Below are 15,034 nucleotides of genomic sequence, written 5' to 3'. Positions count from 1 at the left end.
CGCGCACAGCCTGCGGCGGGGATGATCACTGGCCGATGCGGCCGTCGATGCGCTCGCGCAGCAGGTCGGCGTGGCCCATGTGGCGGGCGTACTCCCAGATCATGCCGACCAGCACCTCGCGCAGCGACATCAGTCCCCCGCCGCTGCCGTGCAGGTTCTCGGGGTCGTCGGCGGTGACGTCGAGATCGGGCGCCTCGGCGACGTACCGCTCGGCGAAGTCCACCTCGGCGCGCCACGCCTCCCACGCCTCCGCCACCACCTGGGGGTCGGGAACGGCGCCGTCGAAGTCACCGTCACGGTCGGTGTCGGAGCAGTACAGCCGGGGCACGTCGTGACCGGCCATCAGCACCCGGAACGTCGCGCGCTCCACCTCGGCCAGGTGTCGCACCAGCCCGAGCAGCGACATCGTGGACGGCTCGACCGACCGCCGCGCCATGGCCTCCGCGTCGAGATCGGAGCACTTCATCTCCAGTGTGAGGCGTGCGCAGCGCAGGTTCTCGATCAGTGTGGTGCGCTCGTCGCCCAACGTCGGCCCGTTCTCCCGCGGGTCGTCGTCGGAGGGCTTGCCGTCCGCGGTGAACATGTCCGCTCGTCGTGTCGTGGCCATGGCGGCCATCATCGGTGACGCGCCCGGCGGCCGACAACGGATTTAACGCACCACACAGGCGCGTGGCGGGGCACACGCTCATCGCGTGCATCACCGTGCCCCGCCGCCGGCCCGCGATCAGCCCTTGGATCGGCCGGCCGGAGACCAGATCAGCAGGCCGAGGCACATCTCGTCGCTGGTGCCCTCACCCCACACGACGTACCGGGGCGGCAGGCCCTGCAGAGCGGGCAGCATCCTGCGCAGCCCCGCGTCGTGGGTGCAGGTCACCCGGAGGGTGTCCCCGGCCTTGACGGCGAGGGGCTTCGGAAGCGGCCGGATCGCCTGGTCGTCGAAGTTGTAGACCGGGATGTCGAGCAGGGTCCGTTCGCCGGGCTTGCCGGGGTTGAGCTGGATCGTGATGGACCGGCCGAGCAGGTGCATGTGCCCGGCGACGCCGTAGATGGTCGCCGGCCCCGGGATCGGGCGGTCGCAGTGCTGGGTCGGGCCGGGGGGAACGGCCGCGCCCTTGGCGCAGAACTCGCTGAGCATGCCGAGCGTCTGTTCGGCCTGCGCCCCGAAGCGGTGGGTCAGGTCGCCGACGGCGGCCTTCCGGTCGCACAACGGGCCGGACTCGCCGCTCGCGCAGGGGAGTTCGACGGGGGCCGGGAGCTGCGCGGTCTGCAACGGGGTGTAGCCCTTCTCGCCGTCGGCGACCCGCAGCCGTATCCCCGACCGGTCGCTCTGGCCGGGCTTGCCGCCGGTGGCGAGCAGGTTGTAGTGCACCTGCATGATCAGCCGGCTGCCGGGCGCCATCGCGTAGCCGACCTTCTGCGAGAACAGCGTCTCGTTGGCCCCCGGAGCCCAGTGGCCGACCCAGGCGCCGTCCTGGACGCCGGCGTCGCCGAAGCACGTCCATCCCTCGCCGGGCGTACGGGCGTCGAGGTCACGGGCGGCCTGCGCCTTGTCCGGGCCGATCTGGAAGATGATCGCGTGGTGCACGATCGCGGTGTTCTGCGGCAGGAACTGGCTGCCGGTGAGGAACGCCGGACCGGTCAGGCCGGGGTCGAGCAGGAAGCAGCGGTATTCGTCGGTTCCTCCCGAGGGGGCGGCCGGGGTGTACGGCTTCGGCGGCTTCAGGTCGACGAACCGCTCGGACGGGCGTAACGGCTGGGGCGGAGGCGCCTTGAACGGTCCCCCGTGGCCGGCGTGCGTGCCGGCGGTCGTGCCCGTGCTCGCCTGCGGCGAGCTGGAGGTGGTCCCGTGCCCGGCCACCGCGGATCCGGTGGTGGGTGACGGTCCGCACGCTGCGACGAGAAGTGTCGTGGCGAGTGCGACGGCTGCTCCGGTCAGCGCCGTGTGCTTCACTTCGGCTCCTGCTCTCCACCGGGATGGCCCCCGTGAGCTCACGAACCGGCACCGGGAATGCCGGTCCTGTTGGCTCCAGCCTGCCGCGCGGGACCCTCGTTCCTCCATACGCCGCTCGGCTGAGCCGCTCCTCCGACCGGCGGAGGACATCCCTGAGATCACCCCTGACTTCCGCCCCGACGGACCATACGACGACGACCGTCCTCTGACCGGTTCGGGTCACGGCCGCGGTGGCGCGCACCCCATGGCCGGGCGAGGTCGGACGATCACGCCAGGCGCTCACCCGGCGCCGTCACGGGGCTCGAGCAGCAACCCTGCGGCCGAAGGCGTTAGCGAGCCGATGGTGCAGGGCTTACCGCCACTGACCGGTCCGATGTGGGTGGACGCTAACACCGGCGGAGCCGCCGGCGCCGACGTCGCCGGCTCAACGAGCCACCCGGACAGTCGCAACACCGGGTCGCGGGACTAGCCTGCGGTGGTGACCGGAACCGAACTGGACGAGTTGATCGTGGCTGACAGCGCGGCGCTGCGCGCGTGGCTGCTGGCCAACCACACCGCCTCTCCTGGCGTGTGGCTCGCCCTCACCAGGAAGGGCGGCTCCGTCACCACGCTGACCTGGCAGCAGGCGGTCGATGAGGCACTGTGCTTCGGCTGGATCGACGGGCAGGCCCGCAAGCGCGACGAGGAGAGTTCCTGGAGGCGGTTCACCCCGCGCCGGTCCCGCAGTGTCTGGTCCCAGCGCAACGTCGCCAACGTGGCCCGGTTGGAAGCGGTCGGCCTGATGCTGCCCGCGGGCCGTGCCGCGGTGGAAGCCGCGAAGGCCGACGGGCGGTGGACGGCCGCCTATGCGCCGCCGTCGGAAGCGGAGGTCCCGGCCGACCTGCGAGCCGCGATCGCCGCCGACCCAGCGGCGCAGGGGATGTTCGAGGTGCTCACCAAGACCAACCGCTTCTCTCTCATCACCCGGGTCAATGCCGTCAAGCGGGCCGAGACGCGCACCCGGAAGATCGCCGAGTACGTGGCGATGCTGGCCCGGCACGAGACGATCCACCCTCAGCGAGCCAGGCCGACGGACCCGCCGACGTCGTGACCGGATGTCCGCCAGAACAGACGAACCCACGTTGCTCACCAGAACCGTGCCGTCGGAAGTCCGTCTTGTCCGCTTCAAGAAGCGTGAGGATCTCCGCTGGTGCGCGGTCCGAGAAGTGCAACAGCCGCAGGTCGCGTCAGCGTACCCGCGCTTCGCTGAACCGTTGGCATCGCAGGAAGATGACGGAAAGGCGATCGGCAATACCTTCCCGCGATCGAATCATGCTCGTCGCGCATGCTCAGCACGTGGGCTGAGCGCCCGTGCCGGCGTCAGCTGTATCGCCCGACGAGCGCGTTGCCGATCGAGGCCAGGTGCTCTCGCACACCCGGGGGGCCGGTCACTTCGAGCCATTCGACCAGCCCGGCGAGTTCGCCGGCGAGGGTGTAGTGGTCCTGACCGCGGATCACGACGTCGATGCGTCCGTCGGTCGTGGTGCCTCCGACTTGGAGTCGGTCGCCGAACCCGATCCGGAGGATGCCTATGGCGTGGGGCGCGCAGACGGCCTGGGCCTCCAGAGGTGTTCGTTTGCGGTCGATCTCGTCGGCGATCTCGCGCCAGCTCTCGGCGAGGTCGAAGTCCTCGGGCCGGTGCACGGGATCGCCGGTCGGGTCGGCGGATGTCACACGGTCGATCCGGAAGGTCCGTCGGCCGGTCTCGGTGTGGGAGATGAGATACCACGCCGGGCCTTTGGCGACGATGCCCAGCGGGTGGACGGTCCTCTCGGTTTCGGCGCCTCTGCTATCGACATAGCCGAGCCGCACCTGGACGCCGCGGATCACCGCGTCCTGGAGGTCGTCGAGGAAGCGAGGTGGTCGGTGCTCGACCCGGCTCGACCCCCATCGTCGCGGGTCCATGACCACGGATGATGCCGCTGCTTCGGCTTGGGCGCGGAAGGGTTCCGGCAGGGCTTGGACGAGTTTGCGCAGGGCTGCTTTCACGGCCGGGGTCGCGGCCGAGGCCGGGCCGGCGACCAGGAACAGGGCGCGGGCCTCACCCGCGGTCAACCCGGACAGGTCGGTACGGGCGCCGCCCACCAGGCGCCAGCCGCCGCCCCGTCCCTGTGTGGAGTACACGGGCACCCCGGCCATGGCCAGGGCGTCGAGGTCGCGGCGGGCGGTGCGCTCGGAGACCTCCAGCTCCCGGGCGACCTCTGCCGCCGTCACCTGCTCGCGCCGTTGCAGCATGAGGAGGACGGCCACCAGCCGGTCGGTTCGCACGCCCACAAAACTCCCACACAAAGCGGTCATGAGGTGACCGGGTTTCGGCGTCAGGATGGTGCCATGACCTCAACCGATTTCCCCAAGCCCACCCTCATTCCGGTCAACGGTGTGGAACTCGAAGTCTTCGAAGCGGGCCGAGAGAACGCGGGAAGGCCCATCGTGCTCTGCCACGGCTGGCCGGACCACGCCTTCACCTGGCGCCATCAGATGCCCGCCCTCGCCGCGGCCGGCTACCACGTCATCGCCCCGAACCAGCGCGGCTACGGCAACTCCTCCCGCCCGGCCGAGGTGACCGACTACGACATCGAACACCTGTCGGGTGACCTCGTCGCGCTCCTGGACCACTACGGATACCAAGACGCCACCTTCATCGGGCACGACTGGGGCGCGTTCATCGTCTGGGGCCTGACCCTGCTGCACCCCACCCGTGTGAACAAGGTGATCAACCTGAGCGTGCCCTACCAGGAGCGCGGGGAAAAGCCGTGGATCGAGTCCATGGAAGACATGCTCGGCGGCGACTTCTACTTCGTCCACTTCAACCGGCGGCCGGGCGTCGCCGACGCCGTATTCGACGACAACACCGCCCGGTTCCTCCGCAACCTGTACCGGAAGAACCAGCCGCCGCCGGAGCCTGCGCCGGGCATGGCGCTGATCAACCTCGCCAGAGCGCGAACACCCCTCGGCGAACCCATCATGAGCGACAGCGAACTGGCCGTCCTCGTCTCCGCCTTCGAAACATCCGGATTCACCGGCGGCATCAACTGGTACAGGAACCTCGACCGCAACTGGCGCCTCCTGGCGGACGTGGACCCGATCATCCGCCAGCCCGCCCTCATGATCTACGGCGACCGGGACCCGGTCGCGAGGTCGGAGAAACTGGCAGAGTTCGTGCCCGACGTGGAAGTGGTCTGCCTGGACTGCGGCCACTGGATCCAGCAGGAAAAACCCGAAGAAACAAATCAGGCCATTCTCAAATGGCTGGACAAGCGGGATGACGCTTAACGTAGCTAACGCCACAGGCCGCAGGGTTGCCGCTCAAGTCCCGTCACCCGGCCGACCGGCAGGGGTGACGATGTACTGGTCGTCGCCGCGGAAGACGCCGGCGTGGCGGCGGGCGAACTCGGCGAAGGTGGTCGGCTCGACGCCGAAGCGCTCGTGGGTGCCGAGGTCGACTAGCGGCCCAGCCTGCGGCGCTCCGCGAAGAGCTGCCCGAACGCCGTCACGCGCGGCGCGGGGTACCCGGCCTCGGTCCAGGACCGCTGCTTGTCCTCGAGGGAGACGTCGCGGTAGCGGACGGGCCTGCCGATGGCGTCGGAGATGTGCCGGGCGGCCTCGGTCATGGTGAGGGCCTCGGGGCCGGTCATGGGGTAGATCGCGCCTTCGTGGCCGGGCGTGGTGAGCACGGCGTAGGCCACCTTGGCGATGTCGTCGATGTCGACCGGGGCCAGCGTGGTGTCGCCGAGCGGGAGGCGCAGTTCGCCGGAGGCGACGATGTCGGGCACCTCCTCGAAGTACACGTGCATGAACTGGCTCGGCTGCAGCACCGTCCAGAGCGCGCCGGAGGCGTACAGGTACCGCTGGATCTGCTCGTGACTGCGGCTGGACCGGAACCTCTCGTTGTCGAACCCGTCGGTGGAGTCCTTGCCGGAGAACTTCACGATGTGGCCGACGCCCGCCCTGACCGCGGCGTCGATGAACGTGCACTGGGTCTCCAGCATCAGCGGACCGGCACCGGAGATCATCAGCACCCGGTCGACCCCGGCCAGCGCCGGCTCCAGCGTCTCGGGCCACAGCATGTCGCCGTGGACGATCTCGACGCCCGGCAGGCCGCGCAGGCCTTCGGCTTTTGCCGGCTCCCGCACGAGCGCCCGGACGGGCCGGCCGCGCCGCGCGAACTCACGCACGACCGCCGAGCCGGGACGCCCGTTCGCGCCTGTGATGAGGATCATCGCTTCTTCTTCCTGTTCGGAGGATGGCCTCCCGCCCGAGGGGGCCTGCGATGCACAGTACATATCGATACCTGTTAGTACAACATCGGAACTAGACGGTTCTCTTCGATACGAGGGCTCGGTTAGACTCGGCGACGTGGGAGGCACGCGGAACTATGGCGACGCCTGCGCCGCCGCGCACGCCCTTGACCTGGTCGGCGAGCGCTGGGCCCTGCTGGTGGTGCGCGAGTTGCTGCTCGGCCCCAAACGCTTCAGCGACCTGCGCGCCGGGCTGCCGAACGCCGGCCCCAACCGCCTGTCGCAGCGGCTGCGCGAACTGGAGGAGTCCGGCATCGTGCGGCGCCGCAAGCTCGGGCCGCCCGGGCGGTTCTGGGTGTACGAGCTGACCGAATGGGGGCGGCAGCTCCAGCCGGTGCTCGTGCACCTCGGCCACTGGGGCCGGCTGTCCCCGTTCCGCGACCTCGACGCCGGCATCAGCGTCGACGCGCTCATGTTGGCGCTCCAGGGGGACTTCGACGCGGAGGCGAGCGGCGGCCTGACCGCGACCTACGGGCTGGTCTTCGGCGACGACCACATCACGGTGCGCGTCTCCGGCGGCCGCATCGACGTCGCCCGCGGCGAGCCGTCCGCGCCCGACGCGACCGTCACCGCCGACACCCGGACGTTCGCGGGCCTGATGACCGGCAAGCTCGGCGTCCAGGAGGCCGCGAGCGCCGGTCAGGTCACCGTGTCCGGCGACCTGACCGCGGTCGAGCGCCTGTTCGCCTCACTCCCCCGGCCCCGGACCGTCGCGGCGCCGCCGGCATAACCCGCCGCCGGCGCGATCGGCCGTCGAGCTCGCCGGCGGGGCCGCGCCGGCCGTGGTGCTCGTCCTCACCCAGCCCATGTCCCGACGACCTGACCTCTTCCCTGGTATATCGATAGTCGATAGATGATCATCGTTAGTCGATCGAAGGAGAGATGATGGGGAGACTGTCGGTGCTCGCGCTGCGCGTCGTGCCCGTGGCGCTGCTCGCCGGGTCGGTGTTCGTGCAGACGGTGATGGTGCCGTTGCTCGCCATCGACCAGGAGGAGCTGGACGCGCACTACGCCTACCTGCGCACCCGTTCCTGGTGATCATGGTCCTAGGTGTCGTGACGGTCCAGGTTGTCCTGGTCTGGGTGTGGCGGCTGGTCGCGATGGTGCGGCGCGGGACGGTGTTCTCCCACGCTGCCTTCCGGTACGTGGACATCGTGATCGGCGCCATCGTGGCTGCCGCCCTGGTGATGTTCGCGCTCCCGGTCCTGCTCGCGCCGGGTGATCCGGCGCGTCCGGCTGAATGGCGTCAGGCGGTGGCCGAGTCACGGTGGGCGACGGGGGCGTCCAGCAGGGTGCGCGCCGAGCGGTGGATCTTCGCCAGGGCGCTGAGCAGATGTTCGCGTTCCGCCTCGGTGAGGTCGGCGGTGACCGCCTCCTCGAGCAACCTCCGCTCCCTCTCGATGGGCGCCCGCAGGGCGCTTCCGGCGTCGGTGAGCCACAAGCGGACCAGCCGGTTGTCCCGGTCGTCGCGGCGCCTGGTGAGCAGGCCGGCCGCGGCCATCCGGGTGGCCGCCTTGACCACGTTGGGGGTGGTGACGTTCAGGGCGGCGGCCACCTCGCCGGGGGTGCGGCCGTCCTGCCGCCACAACACCGCGAGCAGGTGATCTTGCCCCAGGTGCACCCCGTGACGGCGCATGGCCACCTCGGCCGCCGCCCGCAGCGCCTTCGACATCTTGCTGTGCAGGTCCAGGAACTCGGGCATGACAGGGCCTTCCGGTGTCGGGGACGCGGTGCGGTTCGATTGACGGCCAGATCATGTACCGGTTAACGTTCTGCCATCGTTAACCGGTACATGACTTGGGAGCTCTCATGATACTGATCACCGGCGCGACCGGGAACGTCGGCCGCGAGCTCGTCCGAGGGCTGGAGGAGACCGGCGCGCCCTTGCGCATCCTGATCCGCGACCCGGTCCGCGCCGCCGCGCTGCCCGGGCGGGCCGAACGGGTCGTAGGGGACCTGAGCGACCCGGCGACGCTGCCGCCCGCCTTCGCCGGAGCCGACCGGCTGTTCCTGCTCACCCCCGGCATCGGCCTGGACCACACCAGGCATGCCGTCGCCGCCGCCCAGGCCGCCGGGGTGCGCCACATCGTGCACCTGTCCTCCTTCAACGTGCTCGGCGACCCGATGCCCGCCATGGGCCGCTGGCACCACGAACGCGAGCAGGTCATCCGCGCGTCCGGCATCCCGGCCACGTTCCTGCGGCCTGGCGGCTTCATGACCAACGCCCTGGACTGGCTGCCCACCATCCGCGAAGCGGGTTACGTCCTCGATCCGATCGGCCCTGGCCGGTACGCGCCGATCGACCCCGCCGACATCGCCGCCGTCGCCGCTCTGGCCCTGACCGGCGAGGGCCATCAGGGCAGGGAGTACGTGCTCACCGGTGAGGAGCTGTTCACCGTCACCCAGCAGGTCGAGATCCTCGCCGCGGCGGCCGGCCGGGACCTGGAGGTACGGACGGTGACCACCGCGGAGCAGGCCGTCGCCTCCCGCTTCCCAGGCGGGGCGCCCCCCGCGCTGGCCGAGGCCATCGCCGAGGGGTTCCATCTCATGCGCGCCGACACCACCGGGTTCCGCACCGACACCGTGGAACGCCTGCTCCGGCGCAGGCCCCGCACGTTCGCCGACTGGTGCGCGCGTAACGCCGGCGCCTTCAGGCTCACGTCCTGAACGAAGCAGGACAGGCGCGCCCGGAAGGGGCGGGCGCGGGTCAGCGGCTCAGCGCGGTCTCTCTGTCCACCCGCGACAGCTTCTCGGGATTGCGTACGGCGTAGAGCCCGGTGATGAGGCCGTCGTCGATGCGCACCGCGATGAGGGTGTCGATCTCGCCGTCGAGCCGGAGCGCCAGCGCCGGGTAGCCGTTGACCTGCACGGGTTCGACCGCCATCTCCTGGCCGATCTTGCGCACTCCGGCGGTCAGCACGCGGGCCACCCGGACGGCCCCGACGATGGGCGACAGCGCGGCCTTCCGGACCCCGCCGCCGTCCCCCAGGAAGACGACGTCCGGCGCGAGCATGTCGAGCAGGCGCTGCAGGTCACCTGTCTGGACCGCCCGCTGGAACGCCTCCAGGGCGCCGCGGGTCTCGGCCGCGGAGACGACCCCGCGCGGCCGGCGCGCGGCGACGTGGGCCCGTGCCCGGTGGGCGATCTGGCGGACCGCGGCCGGGCGCTTGCCGACCGCCTCGGCGATCTCGTCGTAGTCCAGGTCGAACACCTCGCGCAGCACGAACACCGCCCGCTCGGTCGGCGCGAGCGTCTCCAGCACCAGCAGCATCGCCATCGAGACGCTGTCGGCCAGTTCCACGTCCTCGGCCACGTCGGGAGTGGTCAGCAGCGGTTCGGGCAACCAGGGACCGACGTAGGACTCCTTGCGCCGGCCGAGGGTGCGCAGCCGGCTCAGCGCCTGCCGGGTGGTGATCCGGACGAGGTAGGCGCGCCGGTCGCGCACGGCGCCGAGGTCGACGCCCGCCCACCGCAGCCAGCTCTCCTGCAGGACGTCCTCGGCGTCGGCGGCCGAGCCGAGCATCTCGTAGGCGACGGTGAACAGCAGGTTGCGGTGGGCGATGAACACCTCGGTGGCGGAGTCCATGCGGTCGCCGTGAGCGGGCGCCTCCCCTGTGCCCGTCGTCGGCTCGCTGCCCTCGTTCATCGCCGGCTCCCGCCTGTCGGTTCTCGACTGTGCCACACGCACAAGACGCCGGCCCGCACCAATGTGTGACACCCGCGGCCGGTGGCGCACGTCACACGGGCGCGCTGTCACAGCGGCCGGACCGCCGGCATCTGGTGTCCGTCAGGACGCCGCGCGAACGATCCGCGCGGCACGCGGCTTCACGCGACTTCACCTGACTTCGCACAGACGGACACGCTCGGACGGGAGCTCGGTCATGAACGAACACACCACACAGCGGCGGGTGGCACTGATCACCGGGGCGAACAAGGGGATCGGCCACGCGACCGCCGGACGGCTGGCCGCGCTGGGCATGACGGTCCTGGTCGGCGCCAGGAACCCCGGGCGCGGCGAGGACGCCGCCGCGGCCCTGCGCGCGGCGGGCGGCGACGCGCACGCCCTCACCCTGGACGTCACCGACCCGGAAACGATCCGGCGGGCCGCGACGTGGGTCGAGGAGCGCTTCGGCCGCCTTGACGTGCTGGTGAACAACGCCGGTATCGCCGGTGCCGGGATGGACCAGGTCGCGCCGGAACTGGCCCGCGGGGAGATCCCGAGCTCCGTGGACACCGGCATGGTCCGCGCGGTGTTCGAGACCAACGTCTTCGGGGTGATCGCGGTGACCAACGCCATGCTCCCGCTGCTGCGGCGCTCACCGGCGCCGCGCGTCGTGAACCTCAGCAGCACCGGCGCGTCGCTGACCATCACCAGCGACCCGGACGGCCCGCTGGCGGGGCTGCCGCAGTCGGCCGCGTACGTGCCGTCCAAGACCGCCCTGAACGCGCTGACCGTGCAGTACGCCAGTGAGCTGCGCGAGGCCGGAATCCTGGTCAACGCCGCCTGCCCGGGCTTCTGCGCCACCGACATCAACAACTTCCGCGGGCACCGCACCGCCGCGCAGGGCGCCGCGGTCGTGGTGCACCTGGCCACCCTGGGCGCGGACGGCCCGACCGGCGGCTTCTTCAGCGAGGACGGCCCGGTGCCCTGGTAGTCGTCGGGTGAACGGCCCGGCCCTGCGACCGGCCCGCCCCGCGTGGGCGGGCCGACGTCGGGCGGCTCATCGCTCGCTCCCCAGGATGCCGGGCCCGTGGCCGCCGGCGTCGGGAGCTGTACGGCTCACCGACCTCAGGAGGTGAAGTTGGCGAAGGCGGTGCCGACCGCGTTGATGGTGCTCGTCTCGTCGAGGGTCTGCTTGTCGACGGCGAGGTTGGGTGCGGCCGCCGCCGCTTTGTTGGTGTCGTAGGTCTGCCGCTTGAGCGTCTTGCCGTTGAAGTCCTGGATGGTGATCTGGGAGATGCGGAAGACGGGCCGGGCGTTGTCGCCCAGTTCGCTGGCGACCCGCATCGTGATCTTCCGGAGGCCGGCGTCCACGGTGACGCTGTCTCGGAAGGCGTGGCGGGTCGGGGTGAGTTCGTGTTCGAACTGCACCGTCTGGCAGGTGAAACCGGTGTAGCAGAGCTTGGCTTCGCCGTGGATGGTGGCGGTCGCGGCGTGCGCGCCGCCCGCCGTCCCGACTAAGCCGGCCGCCGCGGCAGCGGCGCTCACCGCCAGTGCCGTCATTCGCCGCCGAACAGTCATGATCGGTTCCTTTCTCAGGGGGCTGTTCTCTTGCAGTCCCGATGAGCTCAAGGTAGGAGCGTCCGGTCCTGCGTTCCGTGCCGAAGTACGCGCTGTCGTTGTGACCTCCATCACCTGGACGGGGCCGGCGCGAGGGCGGCACAGGACACCCGGGCCAGCGCCGCGGCCAGCTCGCCGGCGGGCCGGGCGGGCAGCTCGCGGGAGCGCCAGGCGATGTAGCCGTCCGGCCGGACCAGGCTCGCGCCGTCCTGGCCGAGCCCGAAGGCGCGGGGGAACTCCTGCGGCTCCCGCGGCCGGAGCCGGCCGCCGATCCGCCGGCATTCCAGGGGTACGCCGGTCTGTTCGCTCGCCCGCTCGGCCGCGGCGGCCCAGTGGTCGTGGCCGGCCAGCAGGACCCACCCGCGCTGGAACAGGTCCAGTGTGGACAGCCGCTCGCCGTCCCCGTTCAGCCACAGGTGCGGCGCGCGGGTGCCGGGCTGCCCGGCCCACCGCTCGGGCCGCGCCGCGGGCGGCAGCTCCTCGCCGGCCGTCAGCACCGCGGCCGACCGGTACAACTGCCCGAACTCCATGGCCTCCTCGTCGAGGATCGGCGTACCGGCGTCGCCGGGGGTCTCGGTGAACCGGCGGTGGTCGGCCCGGGCGAAGATCTGGTCGTGGCGCAGCCACGCGACCGGGCGTCGCTCGGCGTCGTAGGTGCCGAGCAGCCGGGGCGCCGACGCGCCCGAGAGCACCGAGGACAGCTTCCAGGCGAGGTTGTGCGCGTCCTCGATGCCGGTGTTGGCGCCGTAGCCGCCGCGGGAGGGGGGCAGCGTGTGCGCCGCGTCCCCGGCGAGGAAGACCCGGCCGGAGGCGAAGCGGTCCGCCACCAGGGCACTGAGCTCCCAGCGGCCGGTGGTGATCAGCTCGACCGGAAGGTCGGTCCGGCCGATCGCCTGGAGCACGGTGGCCTTGAGCGTGTGCGGGTCGCGTTCCCGGTCGTCGGCGAACATCAGCACCCAGCGGCCGTCGCCGTAGGTGGTGAGAAACGCCTGGAGTCCCGGCTGGTCGATCTGGAACTGGCTGACCCCCGACTCCAGGTACTCCTCCAGCGGGGCTCTGAACAGCACGCTGCGCGAGGTGCTGAGGTGGCCCCGGCCGCCTCGGCCGATCCCCAGCGTCTCCCGGACGGGGCTGCGGGTCCCGTCGGCGGCGAGCAGGTAGCCGGCCCGCACCTGACGCTCGTCGCCGTCGCCGGTGCGCAGCACGGCGAGCACCCCGTCGTCGTCCTGGTGCCAGGTCAGCAGTTCCGTGCCGAACCTGAGGTCGGCGCCGAGTTCGGCGGCCCTGTCGCGGAGCAGGGGTTCGAGCCGGTCCTGGGCGATCGCCGCGCCTCTGCACGGCGAGTACTCGATCGCGGGCGCCTCATCTGCGGGCCCGTCATCGCCGCGCGGAGTCCAGGGGGTCTCCTCCGACCACGGTCCGGCCAGGCTCTGGACCCGGGCTCGGCGCAGCCGCGCGCCGGGCGGCACCTGCGGCACGTGCGAGCCCAGGCCGACCGCCCGGAGCAGTTCCATCGTGCGTGGCGTGAAGCCGACGGCGCGTGGGTGCGGCGAGCTCGCGGCATGGCGCTCGGCCACCAGCGTGGGGACCCCGTGCCAGGACAGGAACACCGCCGCCGACAGGTCGACCAGCCCGCCGCCGACGACCAGCACCGATGTCTGTTCCGTTCGCATGACCCTCCTCGGCCCGCGTGGGTGGGTGAACCGTCAGGGGTTGCCGGACGGTCTGTCCGGCCGGGCCGGGTCGCCGAGGCCGGTGTGCAGGATGTCCAGCGCCCGGCCGACGGTGTCGGTGAGGGTGGCGGCGATCCGCTCCGGCGAGGCTCCCGCGCCGCGCAGCCGGGTCGCCTCCTCGATCATGGCGCCGACGGTGGTCAGGATGTAGGCGGCGATGGCCCGTGCCGCGACGGGCCCCAGGTGGGCGGGCACCCGGTCGGACAGGATCGCCGCCAGGTCCTCCTGGTAGCGGGCGCCGCGCAGCCGCAGGGCGTCCTGCAGGGTGGGACTGTTCTGGATGATGGCGAAGACGCCCGCGAGCCGGTCGTCTGCCGCGGCCCGCGGGTCGTCGCCGTGCGGCGCCTCCGGCAGCGGCGGCAGGTGGGCGAACATGCGCGGCAGTTCCTGCTTGAGGAACTCCGGCAGCGGGGTGCTCAGCGGGAGCTGGTCGATCATGTCGATCAGATCGGCCTCGACCGGGCGGTGCCAGGCCAGCAGCAGGTCCTCTTTGGCCGGGAAGTGGTTGACGACGGTCTGTTTGGCGACGTCGGCGGCCTGGGCGATCTCGGCGATGGTCACCGCGTCGTACCCTCGCCCGGCGAACAGGGCCAGCGCGGTGCGGGCGATGCGGTCTTTCGTCTCACGCCGCCGCCGCTCGTGCCGGGACGGCGCGGACGCCTCCTGTGGCCGCGCCCGACCGGCGCCGCCTGCGTTGTCCTCCATAGTGGTACCGTACCATCTTTGTACTAGTACTAACAATGGTATGAGTCCACACTCGCATGCGACGCGCTGTACAGGCGGAAGGATCCACCGGCCGGGAACCGGGCGATGCCGGCGCTCATTTGCTAGTTTCGTTAGCGTCCTGGTCTACGTCAGGAGTGTTGATCCCTGTGCTCAGTAGGGACGATCCGGCCGCGTACGAGCGGCTGTGCCGGGAGTACGGCGATCGTCTCCACGACTACTGCCGATCGGCGCTGGACGACGACGAAGCCCTCGCGGCGACGGCCGGGGCGTTGCAGGCGGCCCTCGCCCACTCCCATCGGCTGCGCGACGCGACGCGGCCGCGCGCGTGGCTGTACTCGCTGGCCCGCGCCGAGTGCCAGGCACGGCAGGACGGCATGGGGCACAAGGGCGCCTCCGCGCGGCGGGGACGCGACGGCGCCCCGGAGGTCGCGCTGGAGGTGCTGGCCAGCCTGGAGCCGCGTGAGCGGGAGATCCTCGATCTGACGCTTCGTCATGGGTTGAAGTCCGACGAGGTGGCTCGGGTTTTGGACATCTCGGTGGACGCGGTGGAGTCGGCGGCCCGGTTGGGGCGGCGTCATGCCGAGCAGTGGCTGGCCGCGGTCATGGACGCCCGGGGAACCGAACCACGCTGTTCGGTGCTGCCGGGGCTGGTCAAGTCGTGGGCGGAGTCGCCGACGCGGCTGCTGCGCGCGCACATCACCCGGCACATCCGCTCGTGCAAGAGCTGCGAGGGCGCCACGTCCGGGGTCACCATGACCGCGCTGATGACCCGGATGCCGATCCTGGCCAGCCCCGCCCCCTCCGAGCGGTTGTTCGCCGGCGCCGACGCCTCCTTCACCGCGGCCGAGAACCGCACCGAGAGCTGGCACCCCGACGGGTTCCCGGTCCAGCCCGACGCCCTGGAGGACCCCCCGGCCCCCGAAGCCCCGCTCAGCGTCGAGGAGGGCTTCACCCCCGAACGCGGCGACGGCGCCAAGCCGCCCACCGAGTTCTGGGAACCCGACCC

General features: G+C 71.5%; 16 protein-coding genes and 1 pseudogene. 8 read left to right on the top strand and 9 right to left on the bottom strand.

Translation table 11 applies throughout. The features are described 5' to 3' along the window. Nucleotides 1-25: 25 nt before the first annotated feature. Both ACWEN6_RS36420 and ACWEN6_RS36415 read right to left on the bottom strand, forming a co-directional pair. The gene (locus ACWEN6_RS36420; RefSeq protein ID WP_452576549.1) at nucleotides 26-607 is read right to left on the bottom strand and encodes a DinB family protein; all 582 of its coding nucleotides are present in this window, start codon (nucleotides 605-607) and stop codon (nucleotides 26-28) included. A 117-nt stretch (nucleotides 608-724) separates the two neighbouring features. Next, on the bottom strand, nucleotides 725-1,951 hold the full coding sequence (locus ACWEN6_RS36415; RefSeq protein WP_452576548.1) for a monooxygenase: 1,227 nt from the start codon (nucleotides 1,949-1,951) through the stop codon (nucleotides 725-727). Between the two features lie 478 nt (nucleotides 1,952-2,429). Here ACWEN6_RS36415 and ACWEN6_RS36410 point away from each other — a divergent pair, with 478 nt between their 5' ends. Next, nucleotides 2,430-3,041, top strand: a complete 612-nt coding sequence (locus ACWEN6_RS36410; RefSeq protein WP_452576547.1) for a YdeI/OmpD-associated family protein — start codon at nucleotides 2,430-2,432, stop codon at nucleotides 3,039-3,041. A gap of 269 nt (nucleotides 3,042-3,310) precedes the next feature. On the opposite strand, the gene ACWEN6_RS36405 is transcribed toward ACWEN6_RS36410, so the two are convergent. Further along, nucleotides 3,311-4,264: a helix-turn-helix transcriptional regulator gene (locus ACWEN6_RS36405; RefSeq protein WP_452576546.1), complete on the bottom strand. Its 954-nt coding sequence runs from the start codon at nucleotides 4,262-4,264 to the stop codon at nucleotides 3,311-3,313. A gap of 27 nt (nucleotides 4,265-4,291) precedes the next feature. Between ACWEN6_RS36405 and ACWEN6_RS36400 the strand changes: the two genes are divergently transcribed. Further along, nucleotides 4,292-5,263, top strand: coding sequence for an alpha/beta fold hydrolase (locus ACWEN6_RS36400; RefSeq protein WP_452576545.1), 972 nt, complete (start codon nucleotides 4,292-4,294; stop codon nucleotides 5,261-5,263). A 170-nt stretch (nucleotides 5,264-5,433) separates the two neighbouring features. Here ACWEN6_RS36400 and ACWEN6_RS36395 read toward each other — a convergent pair whose 3' ends face one another. After that, nucleotides 5,434-6,210 carry an SDR family oxidoreductase gene (locus ACWEN6_RS36395; RefSeq protein ID WP_452576544.1) on the bottom strand — a complete coding sequence of 259 codons (777 nt, stop codon included), beginning with the start codon at nucleotides 6,208-6,210 and terminating at the stop codon, nucleotides 5,434-5,436. A 136-nt stretch (nucleotides 6,211-6,346) separates the two neighbouring features. Here ACWEN6_RS36395 and ACWEN6_RS36390 point away from each other — a divergent pair, with 136 nt between their 5' ends. The 3 genes and pseudogenes from ACWEN6_RS36390 to ACWEN6_RS36380 all read left to right on the top strand — a co-directional run. Then, entirely contained in the window at nucleotides 6,347-7,018 is a 672-nt protein-coding gene (locus ACWEN6_RS36390; RefSeq protein WP_452576543.1) for a winged helix-turn-helix transcriptional regulator, read from the top strand. A gap of 152 nt (nucleotides 7,019-7,170) precedes the next feature. After that, the gene (locus tag ACWEN6_RS36385) at nucleotides 7,171-7,326 is read left to right on the top strand and encodes a hypothetical protein (protein ID WP_452576542.1); all 156 of its coding nucleotides are present in this window, start codon (nucleotides 7,171-7,173) and stop codon (nucleotides 7,324-7,326) included. Nucleotides 7,327-7,328: 2 nt separating this feature from the next. Then, nucleotides 7,329-7,451 (top strand): annotated as a pseudogene (locus ACWEN6_RS36380) (DUF2975 domain-containing protein); the annotation flags it as partial. Nucleotides 7,452-7,534: 83 nt separating this feature from the next. On the opposite strand, the gene ACWEN6_RS36375 reads toward ACWEN6_RS36380, so the two are convergent. Beyond that, nucleotides 7,535-7,990, bottom strand: coding sequence for a MarR family winged helix-turn-helix transcriptional regulator (locus ACWEN6_RS36375; protein ID WP_354853122.1), 456 nt, complete (start codon nucleotides 7,988-7,990; stop codon nucleotides 7,535-7,537). A 107-nt stretch (nucleotides 7,991-8,097) separates the two neighbouring features. Here ACWEN6_RS36375 and ACWEN6_RS36370 point away from each other — a divergent pair, with 107 nt between their 5' ends. Next, nucleotides 8,098-8,955, top strand: a complete 858-nt coding sequence (locus ACWEN6_RS36370) for an NAD(P)H-binding protein (RefSeq protein WP_452576541.1) — start codon at nucleotides 8,098-8,100, stop codon at nucleotides 8,953-8,955. A gap of 40 nt (nucleotides 8,956-8,995) precedes the next feature. Here ACWEN6_RS36370 and ACWEN6_RS36365 read toward each other — a convergent pair whose 3' ends face one another. After that, the gene (locus ACWEN6_RS36365) at nucleotides 8,996-9,934 is read right to left on the bottom strand and encodes an RNA polymerase sigma-70 factor (RefSeq protein WP_452576540.1); all 939 of its coding nucleotides are present in this window, start codon (nucleotides 9,932-9,934) and stop codon (nucleotides 8,996-8,998) included. 235 nt (nucleotides 9,935-10,169) lie between these two features. Between ACWEN6_RS36365 and ACWEN6_RS36360 the strand changes: the two genes are divergently transcribed. Further along, nucleotides 10,170-10,943, top strand: coding sequence for an SDR family oxidoreductase (locus tag ACWEN6_RS36360; RefSeq protein ID WP_452576539.1), 774 nt, complete (start codon nucleotides 10,170-10,172; stop codon nucleotides 10,941-10,943). Between the two features lie 134 nt (nucleotides 10,944-11,077). Here the strand turns inward: ACWEN6_RS36360 and ACWEN6_RS36355 are convergent, their stop codons facing one another. The 3 genes from ACWEN6_RS36355 to ACWEN6_RS36345 form a co-directional block, all read right to left on the bottom strand. Next, nucleotides 11,078-11,530 (bottom strand): hypothetical protein, encoded by a 453-nt coding sequence (locus tag ACWEN6_RS36355; RefSeq protein WP_452576538.1) that lies wholly within the window; start codon nucleotides 11,528-11,530, stop codon nucleotides 11,078-11,080. Nucleotides 11,531-11,640: 110 nt separating this feature from the next. Beyond that, a complete protein-coding gene (locus ACWEN6_RS36350) occupies nucleotides 11,641-13,242 on the bottom strand; it encodes an FAD-dependent monooxygenase (protein ID WP_452576537.1) in 1,602 nt (533 codons plus the stop codon). A 33-nt stretch (nucleotides 13,243-13,275) separates the two neighbouring features. Continuing rightward, a complete protein-coding gene (locus tag ACWEN6_RS36345; RefSeq protein ID WP_452576536.1) occupies nucleotides 13,276-14,007 on the bottom strand; it encodes a TetR/AcrR family transcriptional regulator in 732 nt (243 codons plus the stop codon). Nucleotides 14,008-14,174: 167 nt separating this feature from the next. On the opposite strand from ACWEN6_RS36345, the gene ACWEN6_RS36340 reads away from it, so the two are divergent. Further along, nucleotides 14,175-15,034, top strand: an 860-nt coding sequence (locus tag ACWEN6_RS36340; protein WP_452576535.1) for an RNA polymerase sigma factor, incomplete at its 3' end; no start/stop codon positions are given.

It is taken from the genome of Sphaerisporangium sp. NPDC004334, from assembly GCF_053602655.1.
The sequence above is the reverse complement of the archived record's forward strand: the minus strand, read 5'-3'. Positions and strand labels throughout refer to the sequence as shown.